Origin of the sequence: Cupriavidus oxalaticus, from assembly GCF_004768545.1 — a bacterium.
In the GTDB taxonomy this organism is placed as follows: Bacteria; Pseudomonadota; Gammaproteobacteria; order Burkholderiales; family Burkholderiaceae; genus Cupriavidus; species Cupriavidus oxalaticus_A.
Genome location: NZ_CP038635.1, coordinates 1,824,858 through 1,842,047 on the forward strand (window position 1 = coordinate 1,824,858; position 17,190 = coordinate 1,842,047).

Consider the following 17,190-nt stretch of genomic DNA (forward strand, 5'->3'; position numbering starts at 1 on the left):
CCAGGCCAATGTAGGCTGTGCGAATCGGCACGAGAACTGGCTATTTTCGCAAAGGGGCTATGCAAACATGCAGGAAGCGGACTGGGACGACCTGAAGTACTTCCTTGCCGTCAGCCAGTCAGGCTCGCTGGCCGGCGCTGCCCGGACGCTGCACGTCAACCACTCCACCGTGCTGCGCCGGCTCGCCCGGCTGGAAGAGGTGCTGGGCACCCTGCTCTTCGAGCGCCATCCGGCGGGCTACGCCCTCACCACAGCGGGCGAAGCGCTGGCCCAGCGGCTTGCCGGCGTCGGCGAACAGATCGATGCCGCGCAACGCCAGTTGTCCGGCCTGGACAGCCAGCTGAGCGGGCCGCTGCGGGTCACCACTACGGACACGCTGCTGGCCGGGCTGCTGATGCCGCTGTTCGCGGAATTTCGCGCGCTGCATCCGCGGATCCAGTTGCAGATCGTGGTCAACAACAGCTTCCTGAGCCTGAGCCGGCGCGAGGCGGATGTGGCGGTACGTCCGGCCAGCGCGCCGCCGGAATACCTGGTCGGGCGCCAGGTCGGGATGCTGGAAACTGCGCCGTACGCATCGCGCGACTACCTGGCGCAAACCGGCAACGCCCCGGCCCGTGGAACCGCAGCGCCTGACTGGGCCGGCCACGACTGGGTGGTCCCGGACGACGCGCTCGCGCATCTCGCGCAGGCTCGCTGGGTGGCCGAGCACGTGCCGCCGGCGCGCCGGCTGGTGAGCGTAGACAGCCTGGTGGCCATGGTCGATGCCGTCAGGCATGGCATGGGTATCGGCATGCTGCTGTGCCTGCTGGCCGAGCACGACGCAGGCCTGGTCCGTCTGGCCCGGCCCGACCCCGCGCTCGGCACGCCGCTGTGGATCCTGACCCATCCCGACCTGCGCCATAGCGCGCGGGTCCGGGCGTTCAACGACTTTCTCTACGCCAGGCTCAGTGCGTCGCCCTGGCTGAAGCCGGCGCCGGCGCTATGAAGCTTTCGTATTCGTATACATCGCCATCAGTTGCTCGTCCGTGTAACCCCATTCGGCGGCATTCTCGAACGCCACCACCGTCTCCTCGCTGTGCCGCAGGTCGATCAGTTCCGTCGGTACCGGGCGTGACTGCGACACCGAATAGAACGCCATCACCAGCGGCCGCAAGGGGTCGGCTTCGTTCTGGCCGCAAACCACCGCCAGCCGGTTGGAGCGCAGCCGCAGCACGGTGCCCAGCGGGTAGATGCCGACGGTGCGCGTGAAGGCCTTGAACACCCGGCGGTCGAACAGCGTGTCGACGCGCACGGCCATGTATTCCATGGCGCGCGCCGGCGACCATTGCTGGTGGCCCGGACGGTCCGAGGTCAGCGCATCGTAGGCGTCGCAGATCGCGGCAATCCTGGCGTGGATGCTCAGTTCGTGGCCGGCCAGCCCGAACGGGTAGCCGCGGCCGTCCACGCGTTCGTGGTGGTGGACACAGACATCGAGCGGGATATTGGAGACCAGCCGCGCCTCGTTGAGGATGCGGTAGCCCGCCGACGGATGGCGGCGGTAGCTTTCCTCTTCCTCGGGCGTGCGTGCGACGGCCTTGTGCTGCACGGATTCGGGCAACGTCAGCTTGCCGATGTCGTGCACCAGGCCGGCGAGGCCGAGTTCGCGCACCTCGTCCTCCGGCAGGCTCAGCGTCCGCCCGACCGCGATCATCAGCGCGCAGACGGCAAAGGCGTGCAGGTAGCTGTAGTCGTCGCGCGCCTTGAGCCGCGCCAGCGCCAGCAGCGCCTGCCCGTGGCGCGACAGCGAGCGCGACGCGGCGTCGACCAGCGGCAGCGCGCGTCCGACCTCCAGCGCGCGGCCCATGCGGATGTCGGCGAACATGGAGCCGATCACCGCCTTGCCGGACTGGAGCAGGTCGCGCGCCCGGCCGAGCTCGGCTTCGAGCGAAGCGACCGGCTGCTCGGCCGCAGGCTCCCACGCCGGTGGCTCGGCCTCGGCAACCGGCACTGGCGGCGCCTCGGGCACGGCTGGTGCGGGCAGGTTGCGCCCCTTGAGGATATCGATCCAGACTTCGCGGACGCCCGCGGACTGGATCTGCCGAATCTGGTCTTCGTGGCTGACCAGAAACTTCGCGCGCCAGAACGGGTGGCTGATCCACGGCCCACCCAGCCTGGCGACAAACATCCCGACCTGCAATTGTTCCGACCCGATTCGTCTCAGCATGAGATGTCCCCCGGACGCTGGTTTTTTTCTTGTCGGAATGGCTATCGGCAGGCCGGCGCCAGACTTGAGGCCTGTTTTTTGCCCGCCGGAACCGCGCCGGCGTTGTCAAGGGGGCGCCAAATGCCCGGACGGCGCCGTCAGGCATTCCAGGCGGCCCCGGCGCCGGCGCTACAATGGCGCGCCCAGAGCTCACCAGACGCCAGCCAGTCGCCCCCGTTCAACCATGTCCGGAACGTACACGCTAGTCGGCATCGCCCGTGCCAAGTCCCATCGCCGCGAGGCGCTGGTATCCCAGCTCACCACGCTGCAAACGCGCGGGCTGAAGGAGCCCGGCTGCCTGGACTACCATGTCGGGCAGGATGCCGAGGACGCTCAGGTCTTCGTGATCTATATGGTCTGGGACTCGAAGAACGCGCTGGAATCGCACCTGAACCGGCCGTATATGCGCGATTTCCACGCGTCGCGGCGGGAATTCGTCGAAGGCGACTTCAGTTTCCGCTGGCTGAATGCGGCCTGACGCAGCCTGACACGGCCAGCCACCGCGCCAGGCGTTACCGGCGCCACTTCCGCGGCCCCACGGCCTTCTTCCCCCCGCTTGTCATTCCCGCCGCCCCGGTCTATCAATCAGATTGACCCTCATCTCGGGCCGCCGCGGCCTGGCAGGAGTGCATCATGGAAGTCAGGGACGGATTTGCCGGCACCATCGGACACACCCCGCTGATCCGGTTGGCGGGGCTGAGCGCCGAGACCGGCTGCGATATCTACGGCAAGGCCGAATTCCTGAACCCGGGCGGCTCGGTCAAGGACCGCGCCGCGCTCTACATCATCCGCGACGCCGAGCGCCGCGGCGTGCTGAAGCCCGGCGGCACCGTGATCGAAGGCACGGCGGGCAATACCGGCATCGGCCTGGCCCACCTGTGCGCGGCGCGCGGCTATCGCTGCATCGTGGTGATCCCCGACACGCAGTCGCCGGAGAAGATGGAACGGCTGCGCATGCTCGGCGCCGAGGTGCGGCCGGTTCCCGCCAAGCCTTATGCCGATCCCGGCAACTACCAGAAGATCGCTTGCCGGCTGGCCGAGGAAACCGATAATGCGATCTGGGCCAACCAATTCGACAACCTCGCCAACCGGCAGGCCCACTACGAAACCACCGGCCCCGAGATCTGGCACGCCACGGCTGGCCGCATCGATGCCTTCACCTGCTCCACCGGCACCGGCGGGTCGCTGGCGGGCATCGCGCGTTGCCTGAAGGAGCACAAGCCGGCCGTGCGCATCGTGCTGGCCGACCCGCACGGCAGCGCCCTCTATAACTTCGTCAAGCACCGCGAACTCAAGGCCGAGGGCAGTTCGATCACCGAAGGCATCGGCACCAGCCGCGTCACCGCCAACCTGCAGGACACGCCGATCGACGATGCGGTGCAGGTCGACGACCAGACCTGCGTCGACATGGTCTACCGGATGCTGCGCGAGGAAGGGCTGTTCCTGGGTGGCTCTTCAGGAATCAATGTCGGCGCCGCCGTGGCGCTGGCCCGCGAGATGGGACCGGGCCACACCATCGTGACCCTGCTCTGCGACCGCGGCGACCTGTACATGGGCCGGCTCTTCAACGAGGCGTGGCTGGCCGGCAAGAACCTGCAGCCGATTCCGTTCCGGCGCGTCGGCCCGGGGGTATAGGCACGGCCGGCGGCTACGCCGCCTTCAGCCGCCGCCACAGCGTGGTCGGGCTGATGCCCAGGATGTGGCACGCGGCGGTCCGGTCGCCGCCGCATTCGGCGAGCACGCGGCGGATATGCTCGACTTCGCTCGACTGCTTGACGCGCGCCAGCGAATGGCCGGGCCTGCCGGCCGTTGCAGCGCGCGCGGCCGGTTCCGTTGGGGCTTCCGCCACGGCCATCGCCACGCCCTCGCCGCCAAAAAGTTCCGGCACGGCGGCCTGCAGTTCTCGGAGCAGTGCATCGGCTTCCAGCTTGCGGCCGGCCACCAGCACCGCGATGCGCTCCGTGACATTTTCCAGCTCGCGGATATTGCCCGGCCATGCGTAGCGCGCCAGGCGCGAGCGCGCCACGGCCGGCAAGCGCTGCGCACGCTCGGTGCCCAGGCGCTCCTGCGCGCGGCGGTACAGCAGCTCGGCGAGCTCGGCCAGGTCTTCGGCGCGCTCGCGCAACGGCGGCATCTCGATGCGCAGGATATTGAGGCGGTAGTACAGGTCCTGGCGGAAGCCGCCGTCGCGCACCATCGCGGGCAGGTCGCGGTGGGTGGCCGCGATCACGCGCACGTTGACGGGCACGGCGTCGAGGCCGCCGATCGGCAGCACCTGTTTTTCCTGCAGCACGCGCAGCAGGCGCGTCTGCAGCGTCGGCGGCATGTCGCCCACTTCGTCGAGGAACAGTGTCCCGTTGTGCGCCGACTCGAACAGGCCGGCCTTGCCCCCGCGGCGCGCGCCGGTGAAGGCGCCCTCTTCGTAGCCGAACAGCTCGCTCTCCAGCAGCGCTTCCGGAAACGCGGCGCAGTTGACCGCCACGAACGGGAACGCGCGGCGCGGGCTGGCGTCGTGCATGCCCTGCGCCAGCACTTCCTTGCCGGTGCCGCTCTCGCCGCCGATCAGCACGGTGGAATCGACCACGGCGTAGCGCCGCGCCAGCGTGCGCAGTTCGGTCATCACCGCGGAGGTGCCGGCGAGGTCGTCGAGGCTGTAGCGCACGCCCGCGGGCCGGGCGCGGCTGCGCGAGCGCAGGTTGCGGTCGACGCGCTGGATCGCGCTGGCGTCCTGGATGGTGAGCACCGCGCCGAGGGTGCCGGCTTCGCTGGCGATCGGGATGCGGTTGACCACCACCATCTTGTCGCCGAGCTTGTGGATCGCTTCCAGCTCCTTGTCGCCGCTCTGCATCACGCCTTCAAGCGACAGGTTGGGCGCCAGCGTCTGCAGCTTGCGGCCCACAGCGGCCGCGGCCGAGGTACCGAGGAATCGCTCCATGGCCGGATTGAACGACTGGATCCGCCCTTCCGCATCGACGGCGGCCACGCCCTCGTTCAGGTGCGCCAGGATAGTGTTGACATAGTCGCGCCGGGTCGATTCAATGCGGCGCAGCCGTGCGGCCTCGATCGCGTCTTCCAGCGCCATGCGCACCGAGTTGCCTGAATACAGGAACACGCCGGTCAGGCCGTAGCGGTCGGCCAGGTCGGTGACCAGCCCTGGGCCGACCACCACCTGGATGCCCTCCTGCTTGAGCGCCTTGACCCGCGCCACGGCATCGTCCTCGGTCAGGTAGGTATAGGCCGGGATCGCCAGCGAGAACGCGCGCACGAATTCATCGACCTCGGCATAGGTGGAGGCATGCGTGACCAGCGCGACCCGGGGCGAGATGCGGCGCGCGGTGGCGAGTGCGCTCATGACGTCGAAGCCCGTCACCTTGACCAGCACCACCGGCACGTCCACATGCTGCCGCAGGTAGGCGCCGTTGGAGCCGCCGGCGACCACCACATCGAGCCGGCCTTCGCGCACTTCACGCGATACCGCGCTGGCGGCGGCCTCGAAGCCCTTGCCGACGATGCGGAATTCCGCGCGCGCGGCATAGGACGGGATCAGGTCGGCAAAGGCACGTGCCAGGCGGCTGATGCCGATGGCCCAGATGCGCGGGCGGGCGGGCGTGGAGGCGGGAGGACTCATGGTGCGGTGCGGCTTGGGGAGCGGGTGAAACCCCGTCGGAACAGGCGTAGAGTGCTGGCACATTGTCGGTCATGCCAGCCCCGATTTCAACTTTGAATTCGCGATTTGCGAATGTGAAATTCAAATGTGCTGAAATGAGGACATCCGGCATCGGCAAGATTTCACGCTGCTGCCCGCGAGGCCAGTCCTGACAAGGCTTTACGGCGATTCCAGCGACGTGCCCGCAAAGGCTGGCACACCCCTTGCGCTTATGGCTCCGTCTTGTTCACCTCAAACGCAAACGCCATGACCTACTCCGCTTCCGACCTCGCGCGCTCCGCAGGCGCCCGTTTCCGCCAGGCGCTTGCCGAAGAGCATCCGCTTCAGGTGGTCGGCACCATCAACGCCAACCACGCCCTGCTGGCCAAGCGTGCCGGCTACCGGGCCATCTATCTGTCCGGCGGCGGTGTCGCGGCCGGCTCGCTCGGCCTGCCCGACCTGGGCATCTCCAGCCTGGACGACGTCCTGACCGATATCCGCCGCATCACCGACGTGTGCGACACGCCGCTGCTGGTGGACGTCGACACCGGTTTCGGCGCTTCGGCCTTCAACGTGGCCCGCACCACCAAGTCGCTGATCAAGTTCGGCGCCGCGGCCATGCATATCGAGGACCAGGTCGGCGCCAAGCGCTGCGGCCACCGCCCCAACAAGGAAATCGTCACCCAGGGTGAAATGGTCGACCGCATCAAGGCCGCCGTCGACGCCCGCACCGACGAGAACTTCGTCATCATGGCCCGCACCGACGCGCTGGCCGTGGAAGGCCTGGACAGCGCCATCGAGCGCGCCGTGGCCTGCGTGGAAGCCGGCGCCGACGCCATCTTCCCGGAAGCCATGACCGACCTCGGCATGTATCGCAAGTTTGTCGACGCGGTGAAGGTGCCGGTGCTGGCCAACATCACCGAGTTCGGCGCCACGCCGCTGTTCACCACCGACGAACTGGGCGGTGCCGGCGTGTCGATGGTACTGTACCCGCTGTCGGCCTTCCGCGCCATGAACAAGGCCGCGGAGAACGTGTACGCGGCCATCCGCCGCGACGGCACGCAGAAGAACGTGGTCGATACCATGCAGACCCGCTCGGAGCTCTACGAGAGCATCGGCTACCATGACTTCGAGCAGAAGCTCGACGCCCTGTTCGCACAAGGCAAGGGCAAGTAAGACACCATAGAGGCAGGCGCGGCCGGGCCGGGGCAGATCCCCTCCCGGCCGTTCGCCTGACAAAGACAGGCAACACCAGGCATCACACCAAGGAGACCCAGATGTCCGAAGCGCAACCGCTCGTCACTCCCAAGCCCAAGAAATCCGTCGCGCTGTCCGGCGTTGCCGCCGGCAATACCGCGCTGTGCACCGTTGGCCGTACCGGCAACGACCTGCACTACCGCGGCTATGACATCCTCGATATCGCCGAGACCTGCGAGTTCGAAGAAATCGCCCACCTGCTGGTGCACGGCAAGCTGCCGACCAAGTCCGAACTGTCCGCCTACAAGGCCAAGCTGAAGTCCCTGCGCGGCCTGCCCGCCAACGTCAAGGCCGCGCTGGAGTGGGTCCCCGCCAGCGCCCACCCGATGGACGTGATGCGCACCGGCGTGTCGGTGCTGGGCACCGTGCTGCCGGAAAAGGACGACCACAACACCCCGGGCGCGCGCGATATCGCCGACCGCCTGATGGCCAGCCTCGGTTCGATGCTGCTGTACTGGTACCACTACAGCCACAACGGCAAGCGCATCGAAGTGGAAACCGACGATGACTCCATCGGCGGCCACTTCCTGCACCTGCTGCACGGCGAAAAGCCGTCGGCGCTGTGGGTAAGCGCCATGAACACGTCGCTCAACCTGTACGCCGAGCACGAATTCAACGCCTCGACCTTCACCGCGCGCGTGATCGCCGGCACGGGCTCGGACATGTACTCGTCGATCGCCGGCGCGATCGGTGCGCTGCGCGGCCCCAAGCACGGCGGCGCCAACGAAGTCGCTTTTGAAATCCAGAAGCGCTACGACAACGCCGACGAGGCCCAGGCCGACATCACCCGCCGCGTCGAGAACAAGGAAGTCGTGATCGGCTTTGGCCACCCGGTGTATACCATCAGCGACCCGCGCAACCAGGTGATCAAGGAAGTGGCGAAGAAGCTGTCGAAGGATGCCGGCTCGATGAAGATGTTCGACATCGCCGAGCGCCTGGAAACCGTGATGTGGGACATCAAGAAGATGTTCCCGAACCTGGACTGGTTCAGCGCGGTGAGCTACCACATGATGGGCGTGCCGACGGCGATGTTCACGCCGCTGTTCGTGATCGCGCGCACCTCGGGCTGGGCCGCGCACATCATCGAGCAACGCATCGACAACAAGATCATCCGCCCGAGCGCCAACTACACCGGTCCGGAGAACCTGAAGTTCGTGCCGATCAAGGACCGCAAGTAAGACCGGCTGCCGGTTTGCCCTGCGTCGGGTTGCATTGATCCGGGCCTGCGGGCAAAGGGGGTAGTTGGTCGCTGACACGGGACCACTACCCCTTTTTCATACTTATATAGATTTCCCTACACCATGAATTCTGCAAACCGCAAACCGCTACCGGGCACCAAGCTGGATTACTTCGACGCGCGCGCCGCGGTCGAGGCCATCCAGCCGGGTGCCTACGACAAGCTGCCGTACACGTCGCGCGTGCTGGCAGAAAACCTGGTGCGCCGCTGCGACCCCGCCACGCTGACGGATTCGCTCAAGCAACTGATCGAGCGCAAGCGCGACCTCGACTTCCCGTGGTTCCCGGCGCGCGTGGTGTGCCACGACATCCTGGGCCAGACCGCGCTGGTGGACCTGGCCGGCCTGCGCGACGCCATTGCCGACCAGGGCGGCGACCCCGCCAAGGTCAACCCGGTGGTTCCGGTGCAGCTGATCGTCGACCACTCGCTGGCGGTGGAATGCGGTGGCTTCGACCCGCAGGCGTTCGAGAAGAACCGCGCCATCGAAGACCGCCGCAACGAAGACCGCTTCCATTTCATCGACTGGACCAAGAAGGCGTTCAAGAACGTCGATGTGATCCCGCCGGGCAACGGCATCATGCACCAGATCAACCTGGAGAAGATGTCGCCGGTGATCCACGCTGACAATGGCGTGGCCTATCCGGATACCTGCGTCGGCACCGACAGCCACACCCCGCACGTCGATGCGCTGGGCGTGATCGCCATTGGCGTGGGCGGCCTGGAAGCCGAGAACGTGATGCTCGGCCGCGCCTCGTGGATGCGCCTGCCGGATATCGTCGGCGTCGAGCTGACCGGCAAGCGCCAGCCCGGCATCACCGCCACCGACATCGTGCTGGCCCTGACCGAATTCCTGCGCAAGGAAAAGGTGGTCGGCGCCTACCTGGAATTCCGCGGCGAAGGCGCCTCCAGCCTGACGCTCGGCGACCGCGCCACCATCTCCAACATGGCGCCGGAATACGGCGCCACCGCGGCGATGTTCTTCATCGACGAGCAGACCATCGAATACCTGCGCCTGACCGGCCGCACCGACGAGCAGCTCAAGCTGGTCGAAACGTACGCCAGGGCCGCGGGCCTGTGGGCGGATTCGCTGCAGAACGCCGAATACGAGCGCGTGCTGAAGTTCGACCTGTCGAGCGTGGTGCGCAACATGGCCGGCCCGTCCAACCCGCACAAGCGCCTGCCGACCTCGGCGCTGGCCGAGCGCGGCATCGCCGTGGACCTGGACAAGGCCCGCGCGCAGGAAGCCGAAGGGCTGATGCCCGATGGCGCGGTGATCATCGCCGCCATCACCAGCTGCACCAACACCAGCAACCCGCGCAACGTGATCGCCGCCGCGCTGCTGGCACGTAACGCCAACGCGCGCGGCCTGACGCGCAAGCCGTGGGTCAAGTCGTCGCTGGCGCCTGGCTCCAAGGCGGTCGAGCTGTACCTGGAAGAAGCCAACCTGCTGCCTGACCTGGAAAAGCTCGGCTTCGGCATCGTCGCCTTCGCCTGCACCACCTGTAACGGCATGTCCGGCGCGCTCGACCCGAAGATCCAGCAGGAAATCATCGACCGCGACCTGTATGCCACCGCGGTGCTGTCCGGCAACCGCAACTTCGACGGCCGCATCCACCCGTACGCCAAGCAGGCCTTCCTGGCCTCGCCGCCGCTGGTGGTCGCCTACGCCATCGCCGGCACCATCCGCTTCGATATCGAAAAGGATGTGCTGGGCACGGACCAGGACGGCAAGCCGGTCTACCTGAAGGACATCTGGCCGACCGACGAAGAGATCGACGCGATCGTCAGGCAGAGCGTCAAGCCCGAGCAGTTCCGCAAGGTCTACGAGCCGATGTTCGCGCTGACCGCGGAAACCGGCGAGAGCGCCGCGCCGCTGTATGACTGGCGCCCGCAAAGCACCTATATCCGCCGCCCGCCGTACTGGGAAGGCGCGCTGGCCGGCGAGCGCACGCTGCAGGGCCTGCGTCCGCTGGCGGTGCTGGGCGACAACATCACCACCGACCACCTGTCGCCGTCGAACGCGATCCTGCTGAACAGCGCGGCTGGCGAGTACCTGGCCAGGATGGGCCTGCCGGAAGAGGACTTCAACTCGTACGCGACGCACCGCGGCGACCACCTGACCGCGCAGCGCGCCACCTTCGCCAACCCGACGCTGATCAATGAAATGGCCGTGGTCGATGGCCAGGTCAAGAAGGGTTCGCTGGCGCGCATCGAGCCGGAAGGCAAGGTCGTGCGCATGTGGGAAGCCATCGAGACCTACATGGACCGCAAGCAGCCGCTGATCATCATCGCCGGCGCGGACTATGGCCAGGGCTCGTCGCGCGACTGGGCCGCCAAGGGCGTGCGCCTGGCCGGCGTGGAAGTGATCGTGGCCGAGGGCTTCGAGCGCATCCACCGCACCAACCTGATCGGCATGGGCGTGCTGCCGCTGGAGTTCAAGCCGGGCGTGAACCGCCTGACGCTGGGGCTGGACGGCACCGAGACCTATGACGTGATCGGCGAACGCCAGCCGCGCGCCACGCTGACGCTGGTGGTGCATCGCAAGAATGGCGAGCGCATCGAAGTGCCGGTGACGTGCCGTCTCGACAGCGACGAGGAAGTGTCGATCTATGAGGCTGGCGGTGTGCTGCAGCGGTTTGCGCAGGACTTTTTGGAGTCGAGCAAGGCGGCGGCGTAAACCACTGCTGCCGGTTTTCTCCCCTCTCCCGCTTGCGGGAGAGGGGAGAAAACAAGCGCTACGCTTTGCTTCCCCGCATTCGATTCGTAAGCTGTGCAAAGGCCCCCGGCCTAACCAGGACTAAAGACTCCATGGCCCACGTACCCCAGATCAAGATCCCCGCCACCTACATCCGTGGCGGCACCAGCAAGGGCGTGTTCTTCCGCCTGCAAGACCTGCCCGAGACCGCGCAGGTCCCCGGCCCTGCCCGCGACGCGCTGCTGATGCGCGTGATCGGCAGCCCCGACCCGTACGGCAAGCAGATCGACGGCATGGGCGGTGCCACCTCCAGCACCAGCAAGACCGTGATCGTGTCGAAGAGCACGCGCCCGGACCACGATGTCGACTACCTGTTCGGCCAGGTCTCGATCGACCAGTCCTTCGTCGACTGGAGCGGCAACTGCGGCAACCTGTCCGCAGCGGTCGGCCCGTTCGCCATCAGCGCCGGCCTGGTCGACCCCAGCCGCATCCCGCAGAATGGCATCGCTGTCGTGCGCATCTGGCAAGCCAATATCGGCAAGACCATCATCGGCCACGTGCCCATCACCAACGGTGAAGTGCAGGAAACCGGTGACTTCGAGCTCGACGGCGTGACCTTCCCCGCCGCCGAAGTGCAGCTCGAGTTCATGGACCCCGCCGCCGAGGAAGAAGGCGCCGGCGGCGCGATGTTCCCGACCGGCAACGTGGTCGACGACCTGGAGGTGCCGGGCGTCGGCACGCTCAAGGCGACCATGATCAACGCCGGCATCCCGACCATCTTCGTCAATGCGGAGAGCATCGGCTATACGGGCACCGAACTGCAGGACGCCATCAACAGCGACACCAGGGCGCTGGCGATGTTCGAGACCATCCGTGCCTACGGCGCGCTGCGCATGGGCCTGATCAAGGACGTGGACGAGGCCGCCAAGCGCCAGCACACGCCCAAGGTGGCCTTCGTGGCCAGGCCGGTGGACTACACCGCCTCCAGCGGCAAGAAGGTGGCAGCGGCCGACGTGGACCTGCTGGTGCGCGCGCTCTCCATGGGCAAGCTGCACCACGCAATGATGGGCACGGCAGCCGTTGCCATCGGCACCGCGGCGGCCATCCCCGGCACGCTGGTCAACCTGGCTGCCGGCGGTGGCGAACGCAACGCGGTGCGTTTCGGGCACCCGTCCGGCACGCTGCGCGTGGGCGCCGAGGCGCAGCAGGCCGATGGCGAATGGGTCGTAAAGAAGGCCATCATGAGCCGCAGCGCGCGCGTGCTGATGGAAGGCTGGGTGCGCGTGCCGGGCGACGCGTTCTGAGCTGAGCCCCTCCCGCGAGGCCGTTCATGTCCACCGGCACGCCATCCGCGCAACGCCCCGATCCGGACCAGGTGCTGGTCGACATCGCCGACTATGTCACCCGCTACGAGATCAAGAGCGGCCTCGCCTACGATACCGCCCGCAACTGCCTGATCGACACGCTCGGTTGCGGGCTCGAAGCCCTGTCCTACCCGGCCTGCACCAAGCTGCTCGGCCCCATCGTCCCGGGCACGATCGTGCCCAACGGCGCGCGCGTGCCCGGCACCCAGTTCCAGCTCGACCCGGTCCAGGCCGCGTTCAACCTCGGCACGATGATCCGCTGGCTGGATTTCAACGACACCTGGCTGGCGGCCGAATGGGGCCATCCGTCCGACAACCTCGGCGGCATCCTGGCCACCGCCGACTGGATCTCGCGCAATAACCTCGCCGCCGGCCGCAAGCCGCTGACGATGAAGGCCGTGCTCACGGCCATGATCAAGGCGCATGAGATCCAGGGCTGCATCGCGCTGGAGAACTCGTTCAACCAAGTGGGGCTGGACCACGTGGTGCTGGTCAAGGTGGCCTCCACTGCCGTGGTCGCGCAGATGCTGGGGCTGACGCGCGACGAGATCATCAATGCGGTCTCGCTGGCCTGGGTCGATGGCCAGAGCCTGCGCACCTATCGCCATGCGCCCAATACCGGCAGCCGCAAGAGCTGGGCCGCGGGCGATGCCACCAGCCGCGCGGTGCGTCTGGCGCTGATCGCGCGCACCGGGGAAATGGGCTACCCGTCGGCGCTGACGGCAAAGACCTGGGGCTTCTATGACGTGCTGTTCAAGGGCCAGCCGTTCAGGTTCCAGCGGCCCTACGGCTCGTACGTGATGGAGAACGTGCTGTTCAAGATCTCGTTCCCCGCCGAGTTTCATGCACAGACGGCGGTGGAAGCCGCCATGCAGCTGCATGGGGCGCTCGCGCGCGCAGGGCGCTCGGCGGCGGATATTGCAGCCATCACCATCCGCACCCACGAGGCCTGCCTGCGCATCATCGACAAGAAGGGCCCGCTCAGCAATCCCGCCGACCGCGACCATTGCATCCAGTACATGGTGGCGGTGCCATTGCTGTTCGGCCGCCTGACCGCCGCGGACTATGAGGATGACGTCGCGGCCGATCCGCGCATCGACGCGCTGCGCGGCAGGATCGTCTGCCGGGAAGACCCCGCGCTGACGCATGACTACCACGACCCGGACAAGCGCTCGATCGCCAATGCACTGACCGTCACGCTGAACGACGGCACCGTGCTGGACGAAGTGCTGGTCGAATATCCCCTCGGGCACAAGCGCCGGCGCGCCGAAGGCATCCCGCTGCTGGTGGAGAAATTCCGCACCAACCTGGCGCGGCGTTTCCCGCCGAAGCAGCAGCAGGCGATCCTGGCGGTATCGCTGGACCAGGCTCGCTTGGAGGCGATAGCCGTGAACGACTACCTCGATATGTATGCGATTTAGGTTATCGGGTACGGTGTTTCATGCCGAATCGGCATAACCCCTGAAGATTCTCCTAACGTATAGTCTCAGCCGCTGCCCGCCCGGCGCTCTCGCGCCCGCGGCGGCAAGCCGTCGAAGGAAGACGGACCGCACCGCACCACCCACAAGGTCTGCAGTGCCGTTCCGATCGTGCCTGTACGTGCCTACACGTCCGTATAACATCCGAGGAGAACCATGAAGAACTTTGCCCGCGCCACTACGCTGGCCGCTGCCCTGCTTTCCGCCAGCCTGATCACCGCTACGGCCCATGCACAGCCGGCAACGGCCGCCGCGCCGGCCACGGCCCAGGCCGAAGCCCGCAAGGCCAATATCGTCATCATCGGTACCGGCGGCACCATTGCCGGCGCCGGCGCCTCGGCCATCAATACCGCGGCCTACCAGTCCGCCGTGGTGCCGGTCGACAAGATCATCGCCTCGGTCCCGGAAGTCTCCAAGGTCGCCAACGTCAAGGGCGAGCAGATCTTCCAGATCGGCTCGGAAAGCTTCAACAACGAACGCCTGCTGAAGCTGGGCAAGCGCGTGTCGGAGCTGCTCAAGCAGCCTGACGTCGACGGCATCGTCATCACGCACGGCACCGATACCATCGAGGAAACCGCGTACTTCCTCAACCTGACGCTGAAGAGCGACAAGCCGGTGGTGGTGGTCGGCTCGATGCGCCCGGGTACGGCGTTGGGCGCGGACGGCGCGCTCAACCTGTATGACGCGGTGCTGGTGGCCTCCAATCCGGCATCGAAGGGCAAGGGCACGCTGGTGGTGCTGAACGACGAGATCCACACGGGCCGCGACGTCACCAAGAGCAATACCTTCAAGGCCGAGACGTTCCGCTCGCAGTTCGGCCCGCTGGGCTACGTGGTGGAAGGCCGCTCGCTGTTCTACCGCCTGCCGGCGCGCCCGCACACGCTGCAGACCGAGTGGGATATCGACAAGATCGACAAGCTGCCTGAAGTGGCCGTGGTCTACGCCTACGGCAACGTCAACCCGGCCAGCATCGACGCCGCGGTGAAGAACGGCGCCAAGGCCATCGTCTACGCCGCCACCGGCAACGGCAGCGTCGGCGACTACATGGTCGAGCCGCTCAAGGCGGCGCGCGCCAAGGGCGTGCAGATCGTGCGTGCCTCCCGCACCGGCAGCGGCGTGGTGGTCCGCAATGCGGAGCAGCCGGACGACAAGTACGACTGGATCGTCACCGACGACCAGCTGCCGCAGAAGGCGCGCATCCTGATGGCGCTGGCGCTGACCAAGACTAACGACGCGAAGGCGCTGCAGCAGATTTTCTGGAAGTATTGATGGCGGCGTGGGCGTGGCCGGGTCGATACCCTACGCGCCCCGCCCTCTCCGGCGAGCCCTTTCCTGCTTGCGGGACAGGGCCTTGCTCTGCAGCGATTCCTCCACAAGCCGCCCGCTTTTGATGGAAGCGGATCGCGCCAGCGCACTGGCGCGCCTTGGTGTGGAGTAGTAGTTCTGGCGGTTAATTGCGTTTTTGAAGGAGGCGCCAGCGCTCTTGCGCTGGCCCGGCGACTCAGAACATGGCGCTGCTCATCAACGCTTTAGCCACCAGCACGCCTTCGTCAGCGGCCTCGGCGTAGACCGACACCTCTGTCGCCACCTGCCGCCGGCCGCGCCGCACCACGGTTGCCACGGCGCGCAATGCCGCCCCCTGCGCCGGCGCAAGGTACTGGATCGACAGCGAACTGGTCGCCCCACCCTTCACTTCGTCGGCACTGGCGCCGGACGCTGCCGCCGCCGCGCCGGCAATATCGATCAGCGTGGCGATCACCCCGCCGTGCACGGTGCTGCCATGGGTCACGTTGGTCGGCAAGAACGGCATCTCCAGCTCAACGTGTTCAGGCGCCAGGCTCGCCAGCCGCACGCCCAGCGCCCGCGCGACCGGAGAGCCAAGCAGGATGTTGTCGATCATCGCGTGCATGCGGGGGTCGACGATGGCATCGCGGCGCGACGGTGCGAGAGTGGCGATGGCTTGCGGCATGGGGCGCTCCTTCAGGTGGTCAGTGATCGAGGCTATGCCAGCCAGCGTAGGGGAATGCTGCGAGCGGCTCAATTACGTCGCACATAGTTGTGCGGCAATGGCGCCGCCGATGCGCAGCATGGCTCATATCGCGCACATCACGGAGCGGCCAGATCCGGGCATTTGCCCCGCTACGCGGCCGGATGAAAACGCAGCGGCTGTGAATACACCTACACGGGGACAGGCCCCTATTCCCATGCCCGGGCACGAATGCTATCGTGCAGCGGCTTGCCGGTGCCTCAGCACCCCGCATGCCGGCAAGGCATCTACAGGATTGCGTACCCCCGCTATGTCGAGACAGATTCCCCCACTCAACCCGCTCAGGGCATTCGAAGTGGCTGCCCGGCATCTGAGCTTCACGCGGGCCGCGGAGGAATTGTTCGTCACACCGTCGGCGGTCAGCCACCAGATCAAGGCACTGGAAGAAAGCCTGGGCGTGCAGCTGTTTATCCGCGAGGCCAAGGCGCTGGTGCTGACACCGGCCGGCAACGCCTACCTGCCCAGCGTGCAGCTGGCCTTCAAGCAACTCGCCGATGCCACGCACCGCCTGCACAGCAAGGACCGCCCGGCGCTGAAGGTCAACATGCCGCCTACGTTCGCGGTCAAATGGCTGATCCCGCGCATGGACCGCTTCATGAAGGCGCACCCGGACATCGACCTGAAGGTGTCCACCTCGAACCATCGCATCGACTTCGAGCGCGACGATTTCGACATGGCGATCCGCTATGGCCGCGGCGATTACCCCGGCCTGCACTGCGAGCTGTGCATGGCGGTCGAAGTCATTCCCGTGTGCAGTCCGGCGCTGCTGCAAGGTTCGCAGCCGCTCGAGACACCGTCCGACCTGAAGCACCATACGCTGCTGCACGACGACAGCACGTATACGGACGTGAGCAACCCTGACTGGGCGATGTGGCTGGAGCACGCCGGCGTGACCGATGTCGACGCCAGCCGCGGGCCGTCGTTCTGGCCGAGCCACCTGGTCATCAACGCCGCGCTCAATGGCCTGGGCGTGGCGCTGGTGAAGAAGAACTGGATCGAGCAGGACCTGGCTGAAGGCCGCCTGGTGCGCCTGTTCGAATCGATCCGGCTGCCGGTCGAGTTCTCTTACTTCGTGGTGTTCCCGAAGGAGCGGCTGGAGGATCGCCGCATCCGCAGCTTCACCGACTGGATCCGCGCGGAAGTGTCGGCGGACCAGCAGCAGCCGGCCCCCGTCTGAGCACAGCTTGCGGGGCGCGTCCCGCAAGCTGCACGCGCCTGGCCGCG

General features: G+C 66.9%; 13 protein-coding genes. 10 read left to right on the forward strand and 3 right to left on the reverse strand.

Annotated features, from left to right (window positions below):
• The first annotated feature begins 67 nt into the window (after positions 1-67).
• Positions 68-985, forward strand: coding sequence for a LysR family transcriptional regulator (locus tag E0W60_RS19205; RefSeq protein ID WP_135705276.1), 918 nt, complete (start codon positions 68-70; stop codon positions 983-985).
• Here the strand turns inward: E0W60_RS19205 and E0W60_RS19210 are convergent.
• Positions 980-2,203 (reverse strand): HD-GYP domain-containing protein, encoded by a 1,224-nt coding sequence (locus E0W60_RS19210; protein WP_133096176.1) that lies wholly within the window; start codon positions 2,201-2,203, stop codon positions 980-982. The two genes, E0W60_RS19205 and E0W60_RS19210, sit on opposite strands and share 6 nt — an antisense overlap.
• Before the next feature lie 223 nt (positions 2,204-2,426).
• On the opposite strand from E0W60_RS19210, the gene E0W60_RS19215 reads away from it, so the two are divergent.
• Complete coding sequence (locus E0W60_RS19215; RefSeq protein ID WP_133096177.1) at positions 2,427-2,720, forward strand: putative quinol monooxygenase; 294 nt, start codon at positions 2,427-2,429, stop codon at positions 2,718-2,720.
• Between the two features lie 155 nt (positions 2,721-2,875).
• A complete protein-coding gene (locus tag E0W60_RS19220) occupies positions 2,876-3,877 on the forward strand; it encodes a cysteine synthase A (protein WP_135705277.1) in 1,002 nt (333 codons plus the stop codon).
• 13 nt (positions 3,878-3,890) lie between these two features.
• On the opposite strand, the gene prpR is transcribed toward E0W60_RS19220, so the two are convergent.
• The gene (gene prpR / locus E0W60_RS19225) at positions 3,891-5,870 is read right to left on the reverse strand and encodes a propionate catabolism operon regulatory protein PrpR (protein ID WP_135705278.1); all 1,980 of its coding nucleotides are present in this window, start codon (positions 5,868-5,870) and stop codon (positions 3,891-3,893) included.
• 285 nt (positions 5,871-6,155) lie between these two features.
• On the opposite strand from prpR, the gene prpB reads away from it, so the two are divergent.
• The 6 genes from prpB (at position 6,156) to E0W60_RS19255 (ending at position 15,188) form a co-directional block, all read left to right on the forward strand.
• Entirely contained in the window at positions 6,156-7,064 is a 909-nt protein-coding gene (gene prpB, locus E0W60_RS19230) for a methylisocitrate lyase (RefSeq protein ID WP_135705279.1), read from the forward strand.
• 101 nt (positions 7,065-7,165) lie between these two features.
• Complete coding sequence (gene prpC, locus E0W60_RS19235) at positions 7,166-8,323, forward strand: bifunctional 2-methylcitrate synthase/citrate synthase (protein WP_135705280.1); 1,158 nt, start codon at positions 7,166-7,168, stop codon at positions 8,321-8,323.
• Positions 8,324-8,446: 123 nt separating this feature from the next.
• Complete coding sequence (gene acnD, locus E0W60_RS19240) at positions 8,447-11,059, forward strand: Fe/S-dependent 2-methylisocitrate dehydratase AcnD (RefSeq protein WP_135705281.1); 2,613 nt, start codon at positions 8,447-8,449, stop codon at positions 11,057-11,059.
• Positions 11,060-11,190: 131 nt separating this feature from the next.
• Complete coding sequence (gene prpF, locus E0W60_RS19245; RefSeq protein ID WP_135705282.1) at positions 11,191-12,381, forward strand: 2-methylaconitate cis-trans isomerase PrpF; 1,191 nt, start codon at positions 11,191-11,193, stop codon at positions 12,379-12,381.
• A 26-nt stretch (positions 12,382-12,407) separates the two neighbouring features.
• On the forward strand, positions 12,408-13,862 hold the full coding sequence (locus E0W60_RS19250) for a bifunctional 2-methylcitrate dehydratase/aconitate hydratase (RefSeq protein WP_135705283.1): 1,455 nt from the start codon (positions 12,408-12,410) through the stop codon (positions 13,860-13,862).
• Positions 13,863-14,075: 213 nt separating this feature from the next.
• Positions 14,076-15,188: an asparaginase gene (locus tag E0W60_RS19255; protein WP_135705284.1), complete on the forward strand. Its 1,113-nt coding sequence runs from the start codon at positions 14,076-14,078 to the stop codon at positions 15,186-15,188.
• Positions 15,189-15,420: 232 nt separating this feature from the next.
• On the opposite strand, the gene E0W60_RS19260 is transcribed toward E0W60_RS19255, so the two are convergent.
• Positions 15,421-15,888, reverse strand: a complete 468-nt coding sequence (locus tag E0W60_RS19260) for a PaaI family thioesterase (protein WP_133096186.1) — start codon at positions 15,886-15,888, stop codon at positions 15,421-15,423.
• A gap of 328 nt (positions 15,889-16,216) precedes the next feature.
• Here E0W60_RS19260 and E0W60_RS19265 point away from each other — a divergent pair, with 328 nt between their 5' ends.
• On the forward strand, positions 16,217-17,143 hold the full coding sequence (locus E0W60_RS19265) for a transcriptional regulator GcvA (RefSeq protein WP_133096187.1): 927 nt from the start codon (positions 16,217-16,219) through the stop codon (positions 17,141-17,143).
• Positions 17,144-17,190 lie beyond the last annotated feature (47 nt).